The organism is Micromonospora sp. NBC_00389 (assembly GCF_036059255.1).
GTDB lineage: Bacteria > Actinomycetota > Actinomycetes > Mycobacteriales > Micromonosporaceae > Micromonospora.
This window is the reverse complement of record NZ_CP107947.1, coordinates 2,087,968-2,104,631: the sequence shown is the minus strand read 5'-3', so window position 1 is coordinate 2,104,631 and position 16,664 is coordinate 2,087,968. Positions and strand designations below refer to the sequence as shown.

The window sequence follows — 16,664 nt, the reverse complement described above, 5'->3', positions numbered from 1 at the left end:
AGGACGACCATGACCGACACCATCCGGTACGACCGCGGCGCCGACGGCATCGTCACGCTCACCCTGGACGACCCCGACCAGTCCGCCAACACCATGAACCGGGCGTATGCCGCGTCGATGAGCGCGGTACTGGACCGGCTGGAGGCCGAGCGCGACGAGTTGACCGGGGTCATCGTGACCAGCGCGAAGTCGACCTTCTTCGCCGGCGGCGATCTGCCGGAGATGGTCCGGGCGACCCGCGCCGACGCGCCCGCGCTGGCCGAGCTGCTCGGCACCATCAAGCGGGACCTGCGCCGGCTGGAGACGCTGGGCCGGCCGGTGGTCGCCGCGGTCAACGGCTCGGCGCTCGGTGGCGGCCTGGAGATCGCGCTCGCCTGCCACCACCGGGTCGCGCTGGACGCGCCCGGCAGCCGACTCGGGCTGCCCGAGGTGACCCTGGGCCTGCTGCCCGGCGCTGGCGGCGTCACCCGGACGGTACGGATGCTCGGCCTGGCCGGGGCGTTGACCACGGTGCTGCTCACCGGCCGGCGGATGCGCCCGGCCGACGCGTTGGCTGCCGGGCTGGTGGACGAGGTGGTGGCCACCCCGGAGGAGATGCTGGACCGGGCCCGCGCCTGGATCGCCGCCAACCCCCACCCGACCCAGCCGTGGGACCGACCGGACTACCGGATGCCCGGTGGCAGCCCGGCCAGCCGGTCACTGGCCGCCCAGCTGCCGGCCTTCCCGGCGACCCTGCGCAAGCAGCTCAAGGGTGCCCGGCTGCCCGCACCCGAGGCGATCCTGGCCACCGCCGTCGAGGGGGCGCAGGTCGACCTGGAGACCGCGTTCACTGTGGAGACCCGGCACCTGATCGGCCTGCTCACCGGGCAGGTCGCCAAGAACATGATCGGTGCGTTCTTCTTCGACCTGAAGGCGGTCAACGGCGGTGCGGCCCGACCGTCCGGAGTCACCGTCTCCCCGGTACGCCGGGTGGCGGTGCTCGGCGCCGGCATGATGGGCGCGGGCATCGCGTACGCCTGCGCCAGCGCCGGGCTGGACGTGGTGGTCCGGGACGTCTCGCCGGAGGCCGCGGGCCGGGCCCGGGAGCACGCCGAGCGGCTGTTGGCCCGGAAGGTCCGCAAGGGCCGCGCGACGGAGGCCGACGCCCGGGCCGTGCTGGAGCGGATCACCACCACCGACCAGGTGGACGCGCTGGCCGGCTGCGACGCGGTGATCGAGGCGGTCTTCGAGGACCCGGCGCTGAAGCGGACGGTCTTCGCCGAGGTGCTGCCGGTGCTGGCGCCGGACGCGCTGCTCGCCTCCAACACTTCCACCCTGCCGATCACCGGGCTGGCCGCCGGGGTGGACCGGCCGGACGACTTCATCGGCATGCACTTCTTCTCCCCGGTGGACCGGATGCCGCTGCTGGAGATCGTGGTCGGCGAGCGGACCAGCGACACCGCGCTGGCCCGGGCGTTCGACCTGGGCCGGCGGATCGGCAAGACCCCGATCGTGGTCAACGACGGCCGCGGCTTCTTCACCAGCCGGGTGATCGGCCGGTTCATCGACGAGGCGGTCGGCATGGTCGCCGAGGGGGTGCCGGCCGCTTCGGTGGAGCAGGCCGCCCTGCAGGCCGGCTACCCGACCGGGCCGCTGGCGCTGGCCGACGAGGTGAGCCTCACCCTGATCCAGCGGATCCGTCGACAGTTCGAGGCGGCCGGCGAAGGCTTCCTGCCACTGCCGGCGCACCGGCTCGTGGACGAGTTGGTCGACGCGTACGACCGGCCGGGGCGTGCCGCAGGGCGCGGCTTCTACGGGTACGACGACGGCACCCGGGGCCGGTTGTGGACCGGTCTCGCCGACCTGACCACCGACTCGGGCCGTGCCGTGCCGTTCACCGACCTCCAGGAGCGGATGCTCTTCGCCGAGGCGCTCGACGCGCTGCGCTGCCTCGACGAGGGGGTGCTGCGGACCGAGCCCGACGCCAACATCGGCTCGATCTTCGGCATCGGCTTCCCGGCCTGGACCGGCGGGGTGATCCGCTACGTCCGGCAGTACGCGGGCGGCCCGGCCGGCTTCGCGGCCCGCGCCACCGAGCTGGCCGCCCGCTACGGCGACCGGTTCACGCCCCCCGACGACCTGGCCGACCGGCTCGCCGCCTCGGCCACCCGCCCCGCCGAAACGGTGAGCGCCGCATGACGGCGTCCAACGAGCCGGCGGGCGACTCTGCGCGCGGCGGGCCGCTGGCCGGAGTGCGGGTGGTCGAGCTGGCCAGCCTGGCCCCGGCGCCGTTCGGCTGCATGGTGCTCGCCGACCTCGGCGCGGACGTGGTGCGGGTGGACCGGCCGGGCGGCCCGGGTGCGGGGCGGCTGGCCGCGCCGACCGGCGGGCCGTTGCAGCGCGGCCGGCGGGTCACCGCGCTGGACCTGAAATCCCCGACCGGGGTGGCGGACCTGCTGCGCCTGGTCGAGCGGGCGGACGTGCTGGTCGAGGCGTACCGGCCGGGCGTGGCCGAGCGGCTGGGCTTCGGGCCCGAAGTCTGCCAGGCCCGCAACCCCCGGCTGGTGTACGCGCGGATGACCGGCTGGGGCCAGGACGGGCCGCTGGCGCCCCGGGCCGGGCACGACATCGACTACATCGCGGTGGCCGGTGCGCTGGAGCCACTGGGTCGGGCCGGCGAGCGCCCGTACGCGCCGATGAACCTGCTCGGCGACTTCGGCGGGGGCGGCATGCTGCTCGCCGTGGGAGTGCTGGCCGCGCTGCTGGAACGGGAACGCTCCGGTGCCGGCCAGGTGGTCGACGCGGCGATGGTGGACGGCTCGGCGCTGCTCACCGCGTTCCTGCACGGGCTGCTCAGCACCGGCCTGTGGGAAGCGCCGCGCGGACACAACATGTTCGACGGCGGGGCGCCGTTCTACGACACGTACCGCACCGCCGACGGCGGCTTCATGGCCGTCGGCGCGATGGAGCCGGCCTTTTACGCCGAGCTGCTGACCGGCCTCGGCCTCGCCGACGAGGCGGACCTGCCCGCCCAGTACGACCCGAGCGGCTGGGACGAGCTGCGCCGGCGCTTCACCGAGCGTTTCGCCGAGCGGACCCGCGACGAGTGGAGGGCCGTCTTCGCCGACCTGGACGCCTGCGTCGCGCCGGTGCTCGCCCCCCGCGAGGCACACCGGCATCCGCACAACGCCGCCCGGGGCACCTTCGTCGACGTGGGCGGCGAGATCCAGCCGGCCCCGGCACCCCGCTTCGACCGGACGCCGACCGGCCAGCCAACCCCAGCACCGGACCCGGAGCGGGACGTCCTGCCGGTCGACACGATCCTCACCGACTGGCAGTGAGCCCGGGCGGGGCGCACCACGGCCGTACCGCCCGCAGCACGGTTGGCCCCCGCGCTGCGCCGACAACCGGTCGACGCAGCGCGGGGGCCGAGATCCTGGGCGGCAGGAGCCACCAATCCTGGATCGACGCTCAGACCGTGCCGCGCACCGTCGCCGGCTCCAGGATCACGATGGTGCCCTGAGCGGTGTTGTCGGAGAGGTCGTCCTCCGGCGAGATCGTCGTCGCCCGGGCGGTCACGGTCGCGACGTCACCAGGCGCACCGCTGGCGACCGCGGCCGTCAGTTCCAGTGGATCGGGGGTGTACCCCTCCACCATCCCGTAGAACAGGCAGTCCCAGGCCGGCTGGCCGGAGACCGGATCGTCGCCGAACTCGCAGTACCAGGGGCTGCTGTTCGGCTCCGCCACACGAGTGAAGCCGTCGGGCAGCGGCACCGTGACGTGGACGTCCTCCGCCTTCATGTTCCCGGCGTTGCGTACCTGGACGGAGATGTTCACGGTGTCGCCGACGATCACCTGAGCGGGGTTCGCCTGCACCGCGGTGATCTCCAGGTCGGTCACCCCCCGGATGTAGGTGATCGTTGCCTCGCCCACGTTGTTGGCCGTGGAGAGCTCGGTGCTGGTCGTCCTCGCGGTCGCGGTCACCGCCGAGGTGGTGCCCGTCGGCGCGGGTGGGAAGGAGAGGTCGAAGCGCAGTCGTGGCGCGCTCGCCCCCGCGGCCAGCGCTCCATACGTACAGGTGGCGGCTGCGCCGAAGTCGCAGCTCCAGCCCTCGGGGACGGCGTTGCCGTCCGTGAAGTAGGCGCCGGACGGCAGGCCGTAGGCGAGCGTGACCTCCGGCGCCGACCTGGTGCCGGCGTTCCGGACCTCGACCTCGACGGTGACTCCACCGCCCACGTCGACGACCTGGTCGCGGGGGGCGACGGCGGTGGCGGTGACCACCAGGTCCGCCCGGGGCGGTGCAGCGACGGCGGGCGACGCGGGTAGGACCGCGGTCACGAGCGACGCCAGTGCGCCGAGACTGACCGCCGTGGCGAGGTGCCGTCGACGTGCCGGATGAGAAGTGGGATGCATCAGATCCTCGTCTGTCGCAGGTATCGGCCGGCGCGACCCGGGCCGGGACGGGCCTCCGTACCCATCCCAAGATCAAGCGTTCGCGCCGGCCGTTTCGTCACAGCGGTCGATGTACCCCGACTCTCCGCTGCTTGCCGTCCGGGGGCGACAACATCCCCGTTTCGCGCCTCCGACCCGGCTAACGGCATGATCATGGAGCTGGGGTCGGGCCGGAAGCCTCGCCGGCAGCGGAACCCGAGAAGGAGGTGCCCGTGCCGGACGCAGAGGAACTCGTCGCCGACGCGCTCGCAGCGGTGCGCGGCACCGACGTACGCCAGGCCGAACGGCAGCTGGACCGGCTGATGGTCGGCACCGGCGCGGCGGACGGCACGGCGGCGGTGGACGTGGCGCTGCTGCGTCGCCTGGTCCGCAGCGTGGGGCGGCTCTGGCCACGCGGCTGGCAGCCGGTGGACCTGGACCGGCTCACCACCCGACGGCTCGGAGCACGCCAGGCCCGGCTGGTCCGGGACGCGATGGCCGCCCAGCGGCGCGACCAGGCCGGGCCGGTCCCGGACTGGTGGGACGAGCAGCTGGGCGAGCTGGCCGTCGAGGTCTGGTGGGACGACGACCGTGGCATGCTGGCCGGCTGGTCGGCCCGGGAAGGGCTGGACCGCATCGACGCGCTACGCGTGGCGGTGGACACCCTGGTGCTGGTGGAGAGCCTGCCGCCCATCGCGGTGCTGCGCCCGCCACCCGGCACGACCGGCGCGGCGGCCGCCAGCCGACCGGCCGGCCGGGCCCGCAGTGGGTCACCGATGCTCGACCGGGTACGGGCGCTGCTGGCCAAGGCCGAGTCGACCACCTTCCCGGCCGAGGCCGAGGCGTTGACCGGCAAGGCGCAGGAGCTGATCGCCCGGCACAGCATCGACGAGGCGCTGCTGGCCGCCGGGGCCGATCGTGGCGACCTGCCCGGCGGGGTGCGGCTCGGCACCGAATCCCCGTACGCGGGAGCCAAGGCCCTCCTGGTGCAGGAGGTGGCGGCGGCGAACCGGTGCGAGGCGGTCTGGTCCGACGACCTCGGCTTCGCCACGGTGCTGGGCTGGCCGGCCGACCTGGTGGCGGTGGAGTTGCTGTACACCTCGCTGCTGGTCCAGGCCACCGCCGCGATGCTGCGCGGACGGGCCGAGCGCCGGCCCGGGGCCGGGCGGCGGACCCGCGTCTGGGACGAGTCCTTCCTCAACGCGTTCGCGCTGCGGATCGGCGAGCGGCTGCGGGCGGCCACCGAGGCGGCGGACCGGGCGGCGGCCGAGACGGCCGGCCCGGAGCGGCTGCTGCCGGTGCTCGCGGCGCGCGGCGAGGCGGTCCGGGAGCGCCTGGACACGCTCTTCCCCGGCGTCACCCGGCACCGGCTCAGCGTCCGCGACGCCGAGGGCTGGTCGTCCGGCACCTCTGCCGCCGACCGGGCGTCGCTGGACGTCGGCGGCGGGCGACCACCACCCCGACAGGTACCCGGCCGGCCCGACCCGCGCTGACCCGCCCGGTGTGGGACCGCCACCGTCGAAAAAATTCTGCGATGTTCTTCGGTAGTCGGTAGGGAACGGAGTTTCGGCTCCGACCCTCCGGTGAGCCGCGCCCCGACCGGGGCGCGACCAGGACCTGAGGAGCATCGCCGTGAAGTACATGCTGCTGATCTGGAACCGGCCCGGCTTCACCGAGGAGCTGTCCGAGCGGGAGCGCACCGTCCTGTTCGGCGAGGTCGACGAGATCATGAAGGAGCTGACCGAGACCGGCGAGCTGGTCGACGGGCAGGCGCTCGCCAACCCGTCGCAGACGTTGACGGTCCGGCTCGCTGGCGGCCACCCGGAGGTCATTGACGGGCCGTTCATGGAGAGCAAGGAGCAGTTCGCGGGCTACCTGACCGTCGACTGCGACACCCCCGAGCGGGCCGCCGAGATCGCCGCCCGCTGGCCGGACGTGCGCTTCGGCGGCGCCATGGAGGTTCGCCCGATCATGAACCAGGCCGGGACGGAGATGTGACCGAGGACCGGACGGTCGAGGAGCTGCTGCGCACGCTCGCGCCGCAGCTCCTCGGCCTGCTGGTCCGTCGGCACGGCCAGTTCGACCGGTGCGAGGACGCGGTCCAGGAGGCGCTGCTCGCCGCCGCCACGCAGTGGCCCGGCCAGGGCGTACCGGACAATCCCCGCGCCTGGCTGCTCACCGTCGCCACCCGCCGGCTCACCGACGAGTGGCGCAGCGAGAGCGCCCGCCGGGACCGCGAGGTGGCGGTGGCGTTGCGCGAGCCGGCGTACGCCGGGGTGGCGCCGGCGGCCGACGCGGAGCCGGCGGTGGCGGACGCCGACGACACGCTCACCCTGCTGTTCCTCTGCTGCCACCCGGCGCTGACCCCCACGGCACAGGTGACGCTCACCTTGCGCGCGGTCGGCGGTCTCAGCACCGCCCAGATCGCCCGGGCGCACCTGGTGCCGGAGACGACGATGAGCCAGCGGATCCGCCGGGCCAAACAGCGGATCGAGGTCGCCGGCGCCCGGTTCACCATGCCCGCACCGAATGAGCGGCACGAGCGGCTACGCACGGTGCTCCGGGTGCTCTACCTGATCTTCAACGAGGGGTACACCGCGTCCAGCGGGCCGGACCTGCACCGGGCCGAACTCACCGGCGAGGCGGTCCGGCTGGCCCGCATCCTGCACGGGCTGCTGCCGGACGAGGGCGAGGTTGCCGGACTGCTGGCGCTGATGCTGCTCACCGACGCGCACCGGGCGGCCCGGGTCGGCCCGGACGGGGAGTTGGTGCCGCTGGCCGAGCAGGACCGCACACTCTGGGACCGGACGGCCATCGCGGAGGGGATCGCGCTGATCACCGAGGCGTTGACCTGGTCGCCGCCCGGCCCGTACCAGCTCCAGGCGGCGATCGCCGCGGTGCACGCCGAGGCGCCGACGGCGGCGGTGACGGACTGGCCGCAGATCGTCGCGCTCTACCGGCTGCTCGCCCGGATCGCGCCGAACCCGATGGTCACCCTCAACCAGGCGGTGGCGGTGGCCATGGTGGACGGGCCATTGGCCGGGCTGGCCCTGCTCACACCCCTGGATGCCGACGAGCGCACCGCCGGGCACCACCGGCTCGCCGCGGTCCGGGCCCACCTGCTGGAGCTGGCCGGTGAGCCCGGCGCGGCGCGTGACGCGTACGTCGCGGCGGCGCGGGGCACCACCAGCCTGCCCGAGCAGCGGTACCTGGAGCTGCGGGCCGCCCGACTGGCGGGGCACCGATGAGGTCCGGCGGTGGCCAACGGTGCGGTTGGTCCGGCCGTCGTCGACCCGCCCGGACTGCCGGTCTCCCAGCCGGCGGTCACGCCGCCGGCCGTCGGGCGGAGCTGACCACCCGACGGCCGACGGCGCACGGTCACACCTCGGGCTCGATGGCCGGGCAGCGGGTGCCGGGGCCGGGCACCACTCCGTCGATCAGGTAGGAGTCGACGGCTTGCCCCACGCACGGGCTGGTGGTGTAGCTGCCGTGCCCCCACCCCTGGTAGGTGAGCAGCACGCCGTGCCTACCCAGTTGTCGCGCCACGTTGGTGGCCCAGTTGTAGCCGCTGGCGGGGTCGTGCAAGGTGGCGGCGATCAGCAGCGGCACGTCGGTGCGTACCCGCAGGCGGTGCTGCGGGTTGGCGACCGGCGTCGGGGTGCCCAGGCAGGTGACGAGGGCGAACAGGGCCGGCGGGTAGCGCAGGTCGGGAGCGAGCCGGGCCATCCGGCCCAGGTGTCCGGCGTACTCTTGGTAGTCGCGGACGGGCAGGCTCCAGTCCTGGCAGAAGACCGCGAAGGGGTACGGAGCCACGGCATCGTCCGTCGGCGTGGCGGCCGGCGGGCCGGCGCTCGGCGTGGTGGTGGCGGCCTCCAGTTTCACGATCCACTCGGCCAGTTCCGGCCACCACCGCGTCTCGTAGAGCTTCCGGTGGGCGAGGCGGCTCAGCTCGAACGGGGGCAACACGGCCCCACCTCGGTCCGGGTCGGTCAGCGCGCCACGCTCGGCCCGGCCGTGCAACCCTGCCCAGACCGCACGGACGTCTCGCCCGTTGAGGACGCAGCCGGTGGACCCGGCACACCAGGCCACGAACTCGTCGAACGCGCCTTCCGTGGTGACCGCCTGGGTGTCGAGGAAGGCGCGGGTGTCGACGCTGTGGTCCATCGCGGCCTCCAGCACCACGGCCCGGACCCGGTCGGGGAACAGCTCGGCGTACCGGGTGCCGAGCAGGGTGCCGTACGAGCTGCCGTGGAAGGTCAGCCGCCGCTCGCCCAGCGCGGCGCGGACCGCGTCGAGGTCGCGGGCGGCACTGGTGGTGTCCACGTGGTCGTAGAGCGGCCCGGTGCGGGCCCGGCAGTCGGCCCGCAGCAGCGCGTTGTTGGCCAGTGTGGCATCGAACTGAGCCTGGTCGGCGATCAGTTGGGGTTGCCGGGCGAGCAGGTCCCTGGAGCAGATCACCGGGTGGCTGCGGCCGGTGCCGCGTGGGTCGAAGCTGACGATGTCGAACCGGCGGCGCAGCTCGGCGCTGAACCGTGAACTGCCGGTCACCACCCGGTCGACTCCGCTGTCGCCCGGCCCACCAGGACCGAACACCAGGGTGCCGGTGCGGGCGGCCGGATCGGTGGCGACCCGGCGGGCCAGCGCCAGGTCGAACCGCTCCCCCCGGGGCTGGTGCCAGTCCACCGGCAGCGACAGAGTGCCGCACTCGGCGGTGGCGTCCTTGGGGCACGGCTGCCAGTCGATGCTGGGCGGCGGTTGGGGTCGGGCGGTGGCCGGGCTGGCCGGGGCCAGGGCGGTGGCCGTGATGGCCAGGGCGACCGCCCAGCCGACGGCGGATTTGCGTAGACGCAGCATCAAGTGCTGTCCTCTCCTCGAAGGAGCGTCACCGGGAAGAACTCGCCCACTGGGCGAGGTGGTGCTACTTCCATCCGGGCCGTCGAGTAGCCGCTCGACGGCCCGGGGTCTCTGGTCTCTGGTCCGCCGGGGTCAGTCGACCTCGCGCAGCACGCGTTCGAGTGTGGTCATCCGGGATTCCATTCCGCCCAGCCGGCCGTCCAGCGCCGCGAGCAGACGGGCGTTCTCCGCCTGCGCCTGGGCGGCCGTCTCGGCGAGCCGGCGGTAGTCGTCCGAGCGGGCTGATTCGAGCCGGGCCCGTCGGGTCTTGGAGATCTGGACGACGGTTACCGCGAACACGGTGATCAGCAGGGCGAAGATGCCGATCGCGCCGACCACTTCGGTCCAGTCGTGGTCGCTCATCCCGGTCATCGGTCCGCTCCGGGCTGCTCGGCCGAGTCGGGCACGGTCAGCGTCTCGACCGCCGCCGCGATGATCTCGGGGGTGAGTGTGAGCACGAACGGCTTCACCTCGTAGTAGTTCATGGCCTTTCCGTCCTCCGACAACTCCATGCTGGCGGTGACCAGCCCGGCCGCCGCCAGCTTCCGTAGGTGGACCTGCAACAGCGCCCGGCTGATGCCCAGTTGCCGGGCCAGCCCGCTGACGTAGGCGCGCTCCCGAGCCAGCGCGGCGACGATCCGCAGCCGGTGCGGGTTGGCCAGGGTGGCCAGCACCCGGACCAGGTCGTCGCCGGTCGGCGGCGGACCAGCACTCATAACCTGCCCTTGCACATGCGAACAGAAGTTAGCGGGTGAGGGCGCACGGAGGCCAGGGGTTCCGGACGGGATCAGGGGGATCTCAGGGTCACCACACGGGGTCGGACAGAAAGCACGCCGGGCCGGTGATCGATCACCGGCCCGGCGTGTGGAGTGCGTCGTACGTCAGCTCTTGAAGGCGTCCTTGATCTTCTCGCCCGCCTGCTTGAGCTTGGCCCCGGCCTGGTCGTTGCGACCCTCGGCCTCGAGGCGCTCGTTGTCGGTGGCCCGGCCGGCGCCTTCCTTGATCTTGCCGGCCGCGTCCTCGCTGGCGTTGTTGATCTTGTCGTCGATACCCATTTGCGAACCTCCATTGCGAGCGTCGCTACGCCATCAGCAGTACCCCCGCCACGGACGGCCCAACCATTTACGACCCGAGGAACGTCACAACCCGTCACCGCCGGCTGCCGAACGGAACCGGCGCAGGCGCAGGCTGTTGGCCACCACGAAGACCGAGGAGAAGGCCATCGTGGCGCCCGCGATCATGGGGTTGAGCAGCCCGGCGGCAGCCAACGGCAGAGCCGCCACGTTGTACCCGAACGCCCAGAACAGGTTGCCCCGGATGATGCCGAGCGTGCGCCGGGACAGCCGGATGGCGTCCACCGCGGCGTCCAGGTCACCGCGGACCAGGGTGAGGTCGGACGCCTCGATCGCCACGTCGGTGCCGGTGCCCATGGCGAGGCCCAGGTCGGCCTGGGCCAGCGCCGGGGCGTCGTTGACCCCGTCGCCGACCATCGCCACCGACCTACCCTCGGCCTGGAGCCGTTTGACGACGTCGACCTTGCCGGCCGGCAGCACCTCCGCGATCACCTCGTCCACGCCCACCTCGGCGGCGACCGCCCGGGCCACGGTGACGTTGTCCCCGGTCAGCAGGACCGGGGTGAGCCCCAGGGCGCGCAGCCGGGCCACGGCCGCCCGGCTGGTCGGCCGGACCACGTCGGCGACCGCGAGCACGCCCCGAGCCCGCCCGTCCCAGCCGGCGAGGATCGCCGTCCGGCCGGCGGCCTCCGCGTCGGTTACCGCCTGCTCGATCTCCGGCGGTACGTCGAGCCCGCGCTCCCGCAGCAGCCGGAGTCGGCCGACCACCACCGCCCGCCCGTCGACGGTGGCGGTCACGCCCAGCCCTTCGAGGTTGACGAAGCCGGTCACCGGGGGCAGCGCCCCGGCGTCGGCGGCGCCCGCAGCGACCGCCCGGGCGATCGGGTGCTCGGAGGCGGCCTCCACCGCCCCGGCGAGCCGGAGCAGCTCGGCACGGTCCTCCCCGGCCGCTGGCACCACGTCCACGAGGGTCATCCGGCCGGTCGTCACGGTGCCGGTCTTGTCCAGCACCACGGTGTCCACCCGCCGGGTCGACTCCAGCACCTCCGGCCCCTTGATCAGCACGCCGAGCTGGGCGCCCCGGCCGGTGCCGACCAGCAGCGCGGTCGGCGTGGCCAGGCCGAGCGCGCACGGGCAGGCGATGATCAGCACGGCCACCGCCGCGGTGAAGGCGGCGGTCGGTCCGGCCCCGGTGCCGAGCCACCAGCCGAGGGTGCCCGCGGCGAGCGTGATGACGATCGGCACGAAGACGCCGGAGATCCGGTCCGCCAGCCGCTGTACGGCCGCTTTGCCGCTCTGCGCTTGCTCGACCAGGTCCGCCATGCGGGCGAGCTGGGTGTCCCCGCCGACCCGGGTGGCGGCGACGACCAGCCGGCCGCCCGCGTTGATCGTGGCGCCGACAACGCCATCGCCCGGGCCGACCTCGACCGGCACCGACTCGCCGGTGAGCATGCTGGCGTCGACGGCCGAGGTGCCCTCGTCGACCACCCCGTCGGTGGCGATCTTCTCGCCGGGGCGGACCACGAACCGATCGCCGACGGCGAGCTGCTCCACCGGGATCCGGGTCTCCACCCCGTCGCGCAGCACCGCCACCTCCTTGGCGCCGAGTTCGAGCAGGGCGCGCAGGGCGGCGCCGGCGGTCCGCTTGGACCTGGCCTCGAAGTAGCGGCCGGCCAGGATGAACACCGTCACCCCGGCGGCCGCCTCCAGGTAGATGTTGCCGGCGCCGTCGGTGCGGGTGATGTCGAAGCGGAACGGGTGCGTCATCCCGGACATCCCGGCGTCGCCGAGGAAGAGCGCCCAGAGCGACCAACCGAACGCGGCGAGGGTGCCGAGCGAGACCAGGGTGTCCATGGTCGCCGCGCCGTGCCGCAGGTTGGTCCAGGCGGCCCGGTGGAAGGGCAGTCCACCCCAGACCACCACCGGGGCGGCCAGGGTCAGCGACAGCCACTGCCAGTAGTCGAACTGCCAGGCCGGGACCATGGCCAGCAGGATCACCGGCACGCTGAGCGCCACCGAAACCCAGAGCCGGGTACGCGGCCCGCGCAGCGCGTCCACCGGCTGCTCGGTCGGCCCGGCGGCGGCCGGCGGGGGCGGCAGCGCGGCGCTGTAGCCGGTCTTCCGGACCGTGTCGATCAGGTCGTCCGGCGTGACGCCGTCGTCGTACCGGACGGTGGCCTTCTCGGTGGCGTAGTTGACGGTGGCGCTGACCCCGTCCATCCGGTTCAGCTTCTTCTCGATCCGGGCGGCGCAGGCGGCGCAGGTCATCCCGGCGATCGCCAGCTCGATCCGGTTCGGCGCCTCGGGCAGCGGTCTGCTGCTGGTGGTGGTCATCGTCAATCCCGTCAGTTGTGCCCGTGGCCGGGGGTGCCGTGGTCGGTGCCACCGGTCGGTGCGGGCCCGCTCGGGGTGGGCTCGCCACCGGTCGGCGGGGTGCCGGTCGTCGGGGTGCCGGCCACGACGGTGAACTCGGCGGTGTGCACCGCTCCGCCGTGCCGGAAGTCGAGGTAGAGCCGGTACGTGCCGGCCGAGGGCACCTCGGCGAGGAAGGTGACGGCCGGGCCGGGTGGGGTCCGCCCGTCGCCGGGCACCCCGTCCGGGTGCACGTGCAGGTACGCCAGGTCGCCCCGGCGCAGTGCCACCAGGTGCCCGTACGCGCCCAGGTAGGGCTCCAGGTCGGTGACCGGCTGCCCGTCCCGGCTGATGGTCAGGGTCAGCGGTGAGGTGCGGCCGGGCTGCGGCGCGCCGGTCAGGGTGACCGTGTAGCCGTCGACGGTGGTGCTGGTCGTCGGGGCGGGCAGCGGTCGCTCGGTCAGCGCTCCGGGGACGGTCACGTCCACACCGAGGGTCAGCGGCTCGCCCCCGATCGGGGTGAAGTCGGCGAATGCCCGCCACTGCCCGGGGCCGGCCAGCGGGGTGGCGACCCGCCAGGTGCCGTCCGGGGTCAGGTCGGGGTGCACGTGGCGGAAGCCGGAGAGGTCCCGTCGGGCCACGATCAGGTGCATCTGCTTGTCGTGCGCCACGTCGTACCGGGTCACCGGCTTGCCGTCCGGGCCGCCGATCCGGAAGGCGAACTCGCCTGCCGGGGCGGCGACCGGTTCGAGGGTGTAGCCCTGGTCGGAGACGAGCAGCCCGCCGGGGAACCGGTCGACCGCCTCCGCGTGGCCCGCCGGGTCCGGCTCGTGGGCGGCTCCGCCGTCGTGCCGACTCTCGGCGACCGGGGCGGCGGGGCCGGTCACCTGGCCGATCCCGTACGCCGCGCCGAAGACCGCTGCGAGGCCGAGGGCGAACCCGCCCAGTCTGGTCACCGTGTTCATGTCGGGCTCCCCGGGATCAGGCGTCGACGAGGTTGTAGCCGGCCTCGTCGACGGCGGCCCGGACGGTCTCCATGTCCAGTGGCTGGTCGCTGTTGACGGTGACCCGGCCGGTGGCAAGGTCGACCTGGACGTCGCTCACCCCCGTGATGGCGCCCACCTCGGCGCTGACCGCGCTGACGCAGTGCCCACAGGTCATGCCCTGCACCTGGTACGTCGTGTTGACCATCGGACTGATCTCCCCTCTGCCGCCTCCGAGCTTATACCCCCGGGGGGTAACCTGGAGACGGACCTCCGCCTTTGCCTGTACCGGTACCCGGTTGGGGTATCGCGGCAGGAGACGACCGTACCATACCCCCCAGGGGTACGCTATCCTGGTCGTCATGACCACACCCACCCCGATCCGCGGATACACCGCCAGCAAGGACCAGTTGCTCACGCGGCTTCGCCGCGTCGAGGGGCAGGTCCGTGGCATCGAGAAGATGGTCGACGAGGACCGCTACTGCATCGACGTGCTCACCCAGATCTCCGCGATCCAGGCCGCCTTGGACAAGGTGGCGTTGGGCCTGCTCGACGGGCACGCCCGGCACTGCATGCACGAGGGAGCGGCCGAGGGCAGGGCCGACGAGATGGCCTCCGAGATGATGGCGGCGGTCGGCCGGCTGATGAAGCGCGGCTGAGGGCTCTCAGCCGCGCTCCGGGGCGAGGCGTACCCGGCGCAGCAACTGGGCGTTGAGCGCCACCACGATGGTGGACGCGGACATCAGCACCGCCGCCAGCGCCGGGCTCAACGCCACCCCCGCCCAGGCCAGCACACCGGCCGCCAGCGGCAGCGTCACCACGTTGTAGCCCGCCGCCCAGGCCAGGTTCTGCCGCATCTTGCGGTACGACGCCCGGGAGAGCCGGACCACGGCACCGACCCCGCGCGGGTCCGACGACGCCAGCACCACCCCGGCGGACTCGATCGCGACATCGGTGCCCGCGCCGATCGCGATGCCCACGTCGGCACGAGCCAACGCCGGGGCGTCGTTCACCCCGTCGCCGACCATCGCCACGGTCAACCCCCGCCGCTGGAGTTCGGCAACCCGGTCGTCCTTCTCCGCCGGCAGCACCTCGGCGAAGACCTCGTCGACGCCGGGCCGGAAGCCGAGGTCGGCGGCCACCGCCTCGGCCACCGGTCGGGCATCACCGGTGATCATGGCGATGGTCCGGACGCCGTCGGTGCGCAGCTCGACGATGGCCTGACGGGCCTCCGGACGCACCTCGTCGGTCAGTGCGAACGCGCCAAGCACCGTGTCCGGCAGCCGTACCAGGTGCAGCACGGCGGCACCCCGCGCCGACCATCGCCCGGTCGCCGCGTCCAACTCGGGCGGAAGCGACAGGCCCAGCTCCCGCAGCAGCGCCGGCCCGCCCACCGCGTACTCCGTACCGTCGATGGTGGCCTGCACGCCGCGACCCGGCAGCGACCGGAACCCGGCGGCCCGGGTCGGGCCGGCGGGTCCGGCCGCCGCCACGATCGCCCGGGCCAGCGGATGCTCGCTGTCGGATTCCACGCCGGCCGCGATCCGCAGCGCCTCGTCCCGCCCGACGCCGGGCACCGTCACCACGTCGGTGACCGCGTGCTCGCCCCGGGTCAGGGTGCCGGTCTTGTCGAAGAGCACCACGGCCACGGTCCGCATCCGCTCCAGCGCCAACCGGTCCTTGACCAGGATCCCGGATCGCGCGGCCAGCGCGGTGGAGAGCGCGACGACCAGCGGGATGGCCAGACCGAGCGCGTGCGGGCAGGCGATCACCAGGACGGTGACCGCGCGGACCACCGCCTCGTCCGGCTCGCCGAGCGCGGTCCAGACCAGCACGGTCAGCACCGCGGTGCCGGTGGCCACGTAGAACAGCGCGGCGGCGAACCGGTCAGCCAGCAGTTGTGCCCGCCCGCCGGAGCGCTGCGCCTGCGCGACCATCCGCTGGATGCCGGCGAGCGCGGTCTGCTCACCCAGCGCCTCGACGCGGACCCGGATCGCCGAGTCGGTGGCGACGGTGCCGGCGACCACCCGGTCCCCTGCCGACCGGGCGACCGGACGCGACTCGCCGGTGATCATCGATTCGTCCAGCTCGGCGCCGCCGTCCACGATCCGGCCGTCCGCCGGTACTCGGCCCCCGGGCCGGACCAGCACCACATCGCCGATCCGCAGCTCGGCCACCGACACCGCCTCGACCCGCCCGTCCGCCGTCACCCGCTCGGCCTCGTCGGGCAGCAGTGCGGCCAGCGCCGCGAGTGCGCCCCGGGCCTGCCCGATGGCCTTCATCTCCTGCCAGTGCCCGAGCAGCATGATGGTGACCAGCGCGGCCAGCTCCCACCAGAAGTCCAGGTCGAAGGCTCCCAGGCTGGTGGCCAGCGACGCGGTGTAGGCGACGGTTATCGCCATCGCGACCAGCAGCATCATGCCCGGCGCCCGGTCCCGCACCTCGCGGACCGCACCGACCAGGAACGGCCAGCCACCCCACCAGAACACGACCGAGCCGAGCACCGGCCCGACCCAGGAGCGCCCCGGTACGTCCAGCCGGAGGCCGAGCCGGTCCAGCACCAGGTCGCTCGTCAGCACCACCGGGACGGTGAGCACCAGGCAGACCCAGAACCGACGGCGGAACATCGCCGGGTCGTGCCCGGCGTGCTTGTCATGCCCGGCGTGCTCGTCATGCTGCTTCGGCCCGGCGGACCCGGCGTGCTGCTGGTGACTGCCGGGACGGTCGGGCTCGGGCTGTGACGGAGCGGACATGACTCCAACATGCCGGTCCGGTCACCGCCGTGCGGGCGGTTCGACCGCGCGACACCCCGCCACAACCTGCGTCCGCGGGTCGGGCTGGCTAGCATTTCCCACGATGGCCCTCCGGACCTCGCTACGCAGTCGGGCGCCGACGCCGCCACGATGTGGCGTCGCCTCCGGTCGACCGTGCCGAGCACTCACCGTCCGTAGCC

General features: G+C 73.8%; 15 protein-coding genes. 6 read left to right on the top strand and 9 right to left on the bottom strand.

Going from position 1 to position 16,664, the window contains the following annotated elements; translation table 11 throughout:
* Window positions 1–9: 9 nt before the first annotated feature.
* Window positions 10–2,178: a 3-hydroxyacyl-CoA dehydrogenase NAD-binding domain-containing protein gene (locus OG470_RS10035; RefSeq protein ID WP_328422985.1), complete on the top strand. Its 2,169-nt coding sequence runs from the start codon at window positions 10–12 to the stop codon at window positions 2,176–2,178.
* Entirely contained in the window at window positions 2,175–3,320 is a 1,146-nt protein-coding gene (locus OG470_RS10030) for a CaiB/BaiF CoA transferase family protein (protein ID WP_328422983.1), read from the top strand. The genes OG470_RS10035 and OG470_RS10030 overlap by 4 nt, the downstream gene beginning before the upstream one ends.
* A gap of 130 nt (window positions 3,321–3,450) precedes the next feature.
* Here the strand turns inward: OG470_RS10030 and OG470_RS10025 are convergent, their stop codons facing one another.
* Entirely contained in the window at window positions 3,451–4,392 is a 942-nt protein-coding gene (locus tag OG470_RS10025) for a hypothetical protein (RefSeq protein ID WP_328422981.1), read from the bottom strand.
* 251 nt (window positions 4,393–4,643) lie between these two features.
* Here OG470_RS10025 and OG470_RS10020 point away from each other — a divergent pair, with 251 nt between their 5' ends.
* The 3 genes from OG470_RS10020 to OG470_RS10010 all read left to right on the top strand — a co-directional run bounded on the left by OG470_RS10020 (window position 4,644) and on the right by OG470_RS10010 (window position 7,658).
* Window positions 4,644–5,903, top strand: a complete 1,260-nt coding sequence (locus OG470_RS10020) for a DUF2786 domain-containing protein (protein WP_328422979.1) — start codon at window positions 4,644–4,646, stop codon at window positions 5,901–5,903.
* Between the two features lie 148 nt (window positions 5,904–6,051).
* Entirely contained in the window at window positions 6,052–6,408 is a 357-nt protein-coding gene (locus OG470_RS10015) for a YciI family protein (protein ID WP_328426259.1), read from the top strand.
* Complete coding sequence (locus tag OG470_RS10010) at window positions 6,405–7,658, top strand: RNA polymerase sigma factor (RefSeq protein ID WP_328422977.1); 1,254 nt, start codon at window positions 6,405–6,407, stop codon at window positions 7,656–7,658. The genes OG470_RS10015 and OG470_RS10010 overlap by 4 nt, the downstream gene beginning before the upstream one ends.
* A 130-nt stretch (window positions 7,659–7,788) precedes the next feature.
* Here OG470_RS10010 and OG470_RS10005 read toward each other — a convergent pair whose 3' ends face one another.
* The 7 genes from OG470_RS10005 to OG470_RS09975 form a co-directional block, all read right to left on the bottom strand.
* Window positions 7,789–9,264 carry an alpha/beta hydrolase gene (locus OG470_RS10005; protein ID WP_328422975.1) on the bottom strand — a complete coding sequence of 492 codons (1,476 nt, stop codon included), beginning with the start codon at window positions 9,262–9,264 and terminating at the stop codon, window positions 7,789–7,791.
* A 132-nt stretch (window positions 9,265–9,396) separates the two neighbouring features.
* On the bottom strand, window positions 9,397–9,675 hold the full coding sequence (locus OG470_RS10000; protein ID WP_328422973.1) for a hypothetical protein: 279 nt from the start codon (window positions 9,673–9,675) through the stop codon (window positions 9,397–9,399).
* Window positions 9,672–10,019: an ArsR/SmtB family transcription factor gene (locus tag OG470_RS09995; protein ID WP_328422971.1), complete on the bottom strand. Its 348-nt coding sequence runs from the start codon at window positions 10,017–10,019 to the stop codon at window positions 9,672–9,674. Before OG470_RS09995 ends, OG470_RS10000 begins: the two co-directional genes overlap by 4 nt.
* A 165-nt stretch (window positions 10,020–10,184) precedes the next feature.
* Window positions 10,185–10,358 carry a CsbD family protein gene (locus OG470_RS09990; RefSeq protein ID WP_252416040.1) on the bottom strand — a complete coding sequence of 58 codons (174 nt, stop codon included), beginning with the start codon at window positions 10,356–10,358 and terminating at the stop codon, window positions 10,185–10,187.
* 84 nt (window positions 10,359–10,442) lie between these two features.
* The gene (locus OG470_RS09985) at window positions 10,443–12,710 is read right to left on the bottom strand and encodes a heavy metal translocating P-type ATPase (RefSeq protein ID WP_328422966.1); all 2,268 of its coding nucleotides are present in this window, start codon (window positions 12,708–12,710) and stop codon (window positions 10,443–10,445) included.
* 11 nt (window positions 12,711–12,721) lie between these two features.
* Window positions 12,722–13,693, bottom strand: a complete 972-nt coding sequence (locus OG470_RS09980) for a hypothetical protein (RefSeq protein ID WP_328422964.1) — start codon at window positions 13,691–13,693, stop codon at window positions 12,722–12,724.
* 16 nt (window positions 13,694–13,709) lie between these two features.
* On the bottom strand, window positions 13,710–13,919 hold the full coding sequence (locus OG470_RS09975; protein WP_328422962.1) for a heavy-metal-associated domain-containing protein: 210 nt from the start codon (window positions 13,917–13,919) through the stop codon (window positions 13,710–13,712).
* 154 nt (window positions 13,920–14,073) lie between these two features.
* On the opposite strand from OG470_RS09975, the gene OG470_RS09970 reads away from it, so the two are divergent.
* Window positions 14,074–14,370, top strand: a complete 297-nt coding sequence (locus tag OG470_RS09970; RefSeq protein WP_328422960.1) for a metal-sensitive transcriptional regulator — start codon at window positions 14,074–14,076, stop codon at window positions 14,368–14,370.
* A 6-nt stretch (window positions 14,371–14,376) separates the two neighbouring features.
* On the opposite strand, the gene OG470_RS09965 is transcribed toward OG470_RS09970, so the two are convergent.
* Window positions 14,377–16,464: a copper-translocating P-type ATPase gene (locus OG470_RS09965; RefSeq protein ID WP_328422958.1), complete on the bottom strand. Its 2,088-nt coding sequence runs from the start codon at window positions 16,462–16,464 to the stop codon at window positions 14,377–14,379.
* Window positions 16,465–16,664: the final 200 nt, after the last annotated feature.

Coding starts and splice junctions, on each gene's coding strand:
- OG470_RS10035 (WP_328422985.1), top strand. CDS start 10: ATGACCGACACCATCCGGTACGACCGCGGCGCCGACGGCATCGTCACG.
- OG470_RS10030 (WP_328422983.1), top strand. CDS start 2,175: ATGACGGCGTCCAACGAGCCGGCGGGCGACTCTGCGCGCGGCGGGCCG.
- OG470_RS10025 (WP_328422981.1), bottom strand. CDS start 4,392: ATGCATCCCACTTCTCATCCGGCACGTCGACGGCACCTCGCCACGGCG.
- OG470_RS10015 (WP_328426259.1), top strand. CDS start 6,052: ATGCTGCTGATCTGGAACCGGCCCGGCTTCACCGAGGAGCTGTCCGAG.
- OG470_RS10005 (WP_328422975.1), bottom strand. CDS start 9,264: ATGCTGCGTCTACGCAAATCCGCCGTCGGCTGGGCGGTCGCCCTGGCC.
- OG470_RS10000 (WP_328422973.1), bottom strand. CDS start 9,675: ATGACCGGGATGAGCGACCACGACTGGACCGAAGTGGTCGGCGCGATC.
- OG470_RS09995 (WP_328422971.1), bottom strand. CDS start 10,019: ATGAGTGCTGGTCCGCCGCCGACCGGCGACGACCTGGTCCGGGTGCTG.
- OG470_RS09990 (WP_252416040.1), bottom strand. CDS start 10,358: ATGGGTATCGACGACAAGATCAACAACGCCAGCGAGGACGCGGCCGGC.
- OG470_RS09985 (WP_328422966.1), bottom strand. CDS start 12,710: ATGACCACCACCAGCAGCAGACCGCTGCCCGAGGCGCCGAACCGGATC.
- OG470_RS09980 (WP_328422964.1), bottom strand. CDS start 13,693: ATGAACACGGTGACCAGACTGGGCGGGTTCGCCCTCGGCCTCGCAGCG.
- OG470_RS09975 (WP_328422962.1), bottom strand. CDS start 13,919: ATGGTCAACACGACGTACCAGGTGCAGGGCATGACCTGTGGGCACTGC.
- OG470_RS09970 (WP_328422960.1), top strand. CDS start 14,074: ATGACCACACCCACCCCGATCCGCGGATACACCGCCAGCAAGGACCAG.
- OG470_RS09965 (WP_328422958.1), bottom strand. CDS start 16,464: ATGTCCGCTCCGTCACAGCCCGAGCCCGACCGTCCCGGCAGTCACCAG.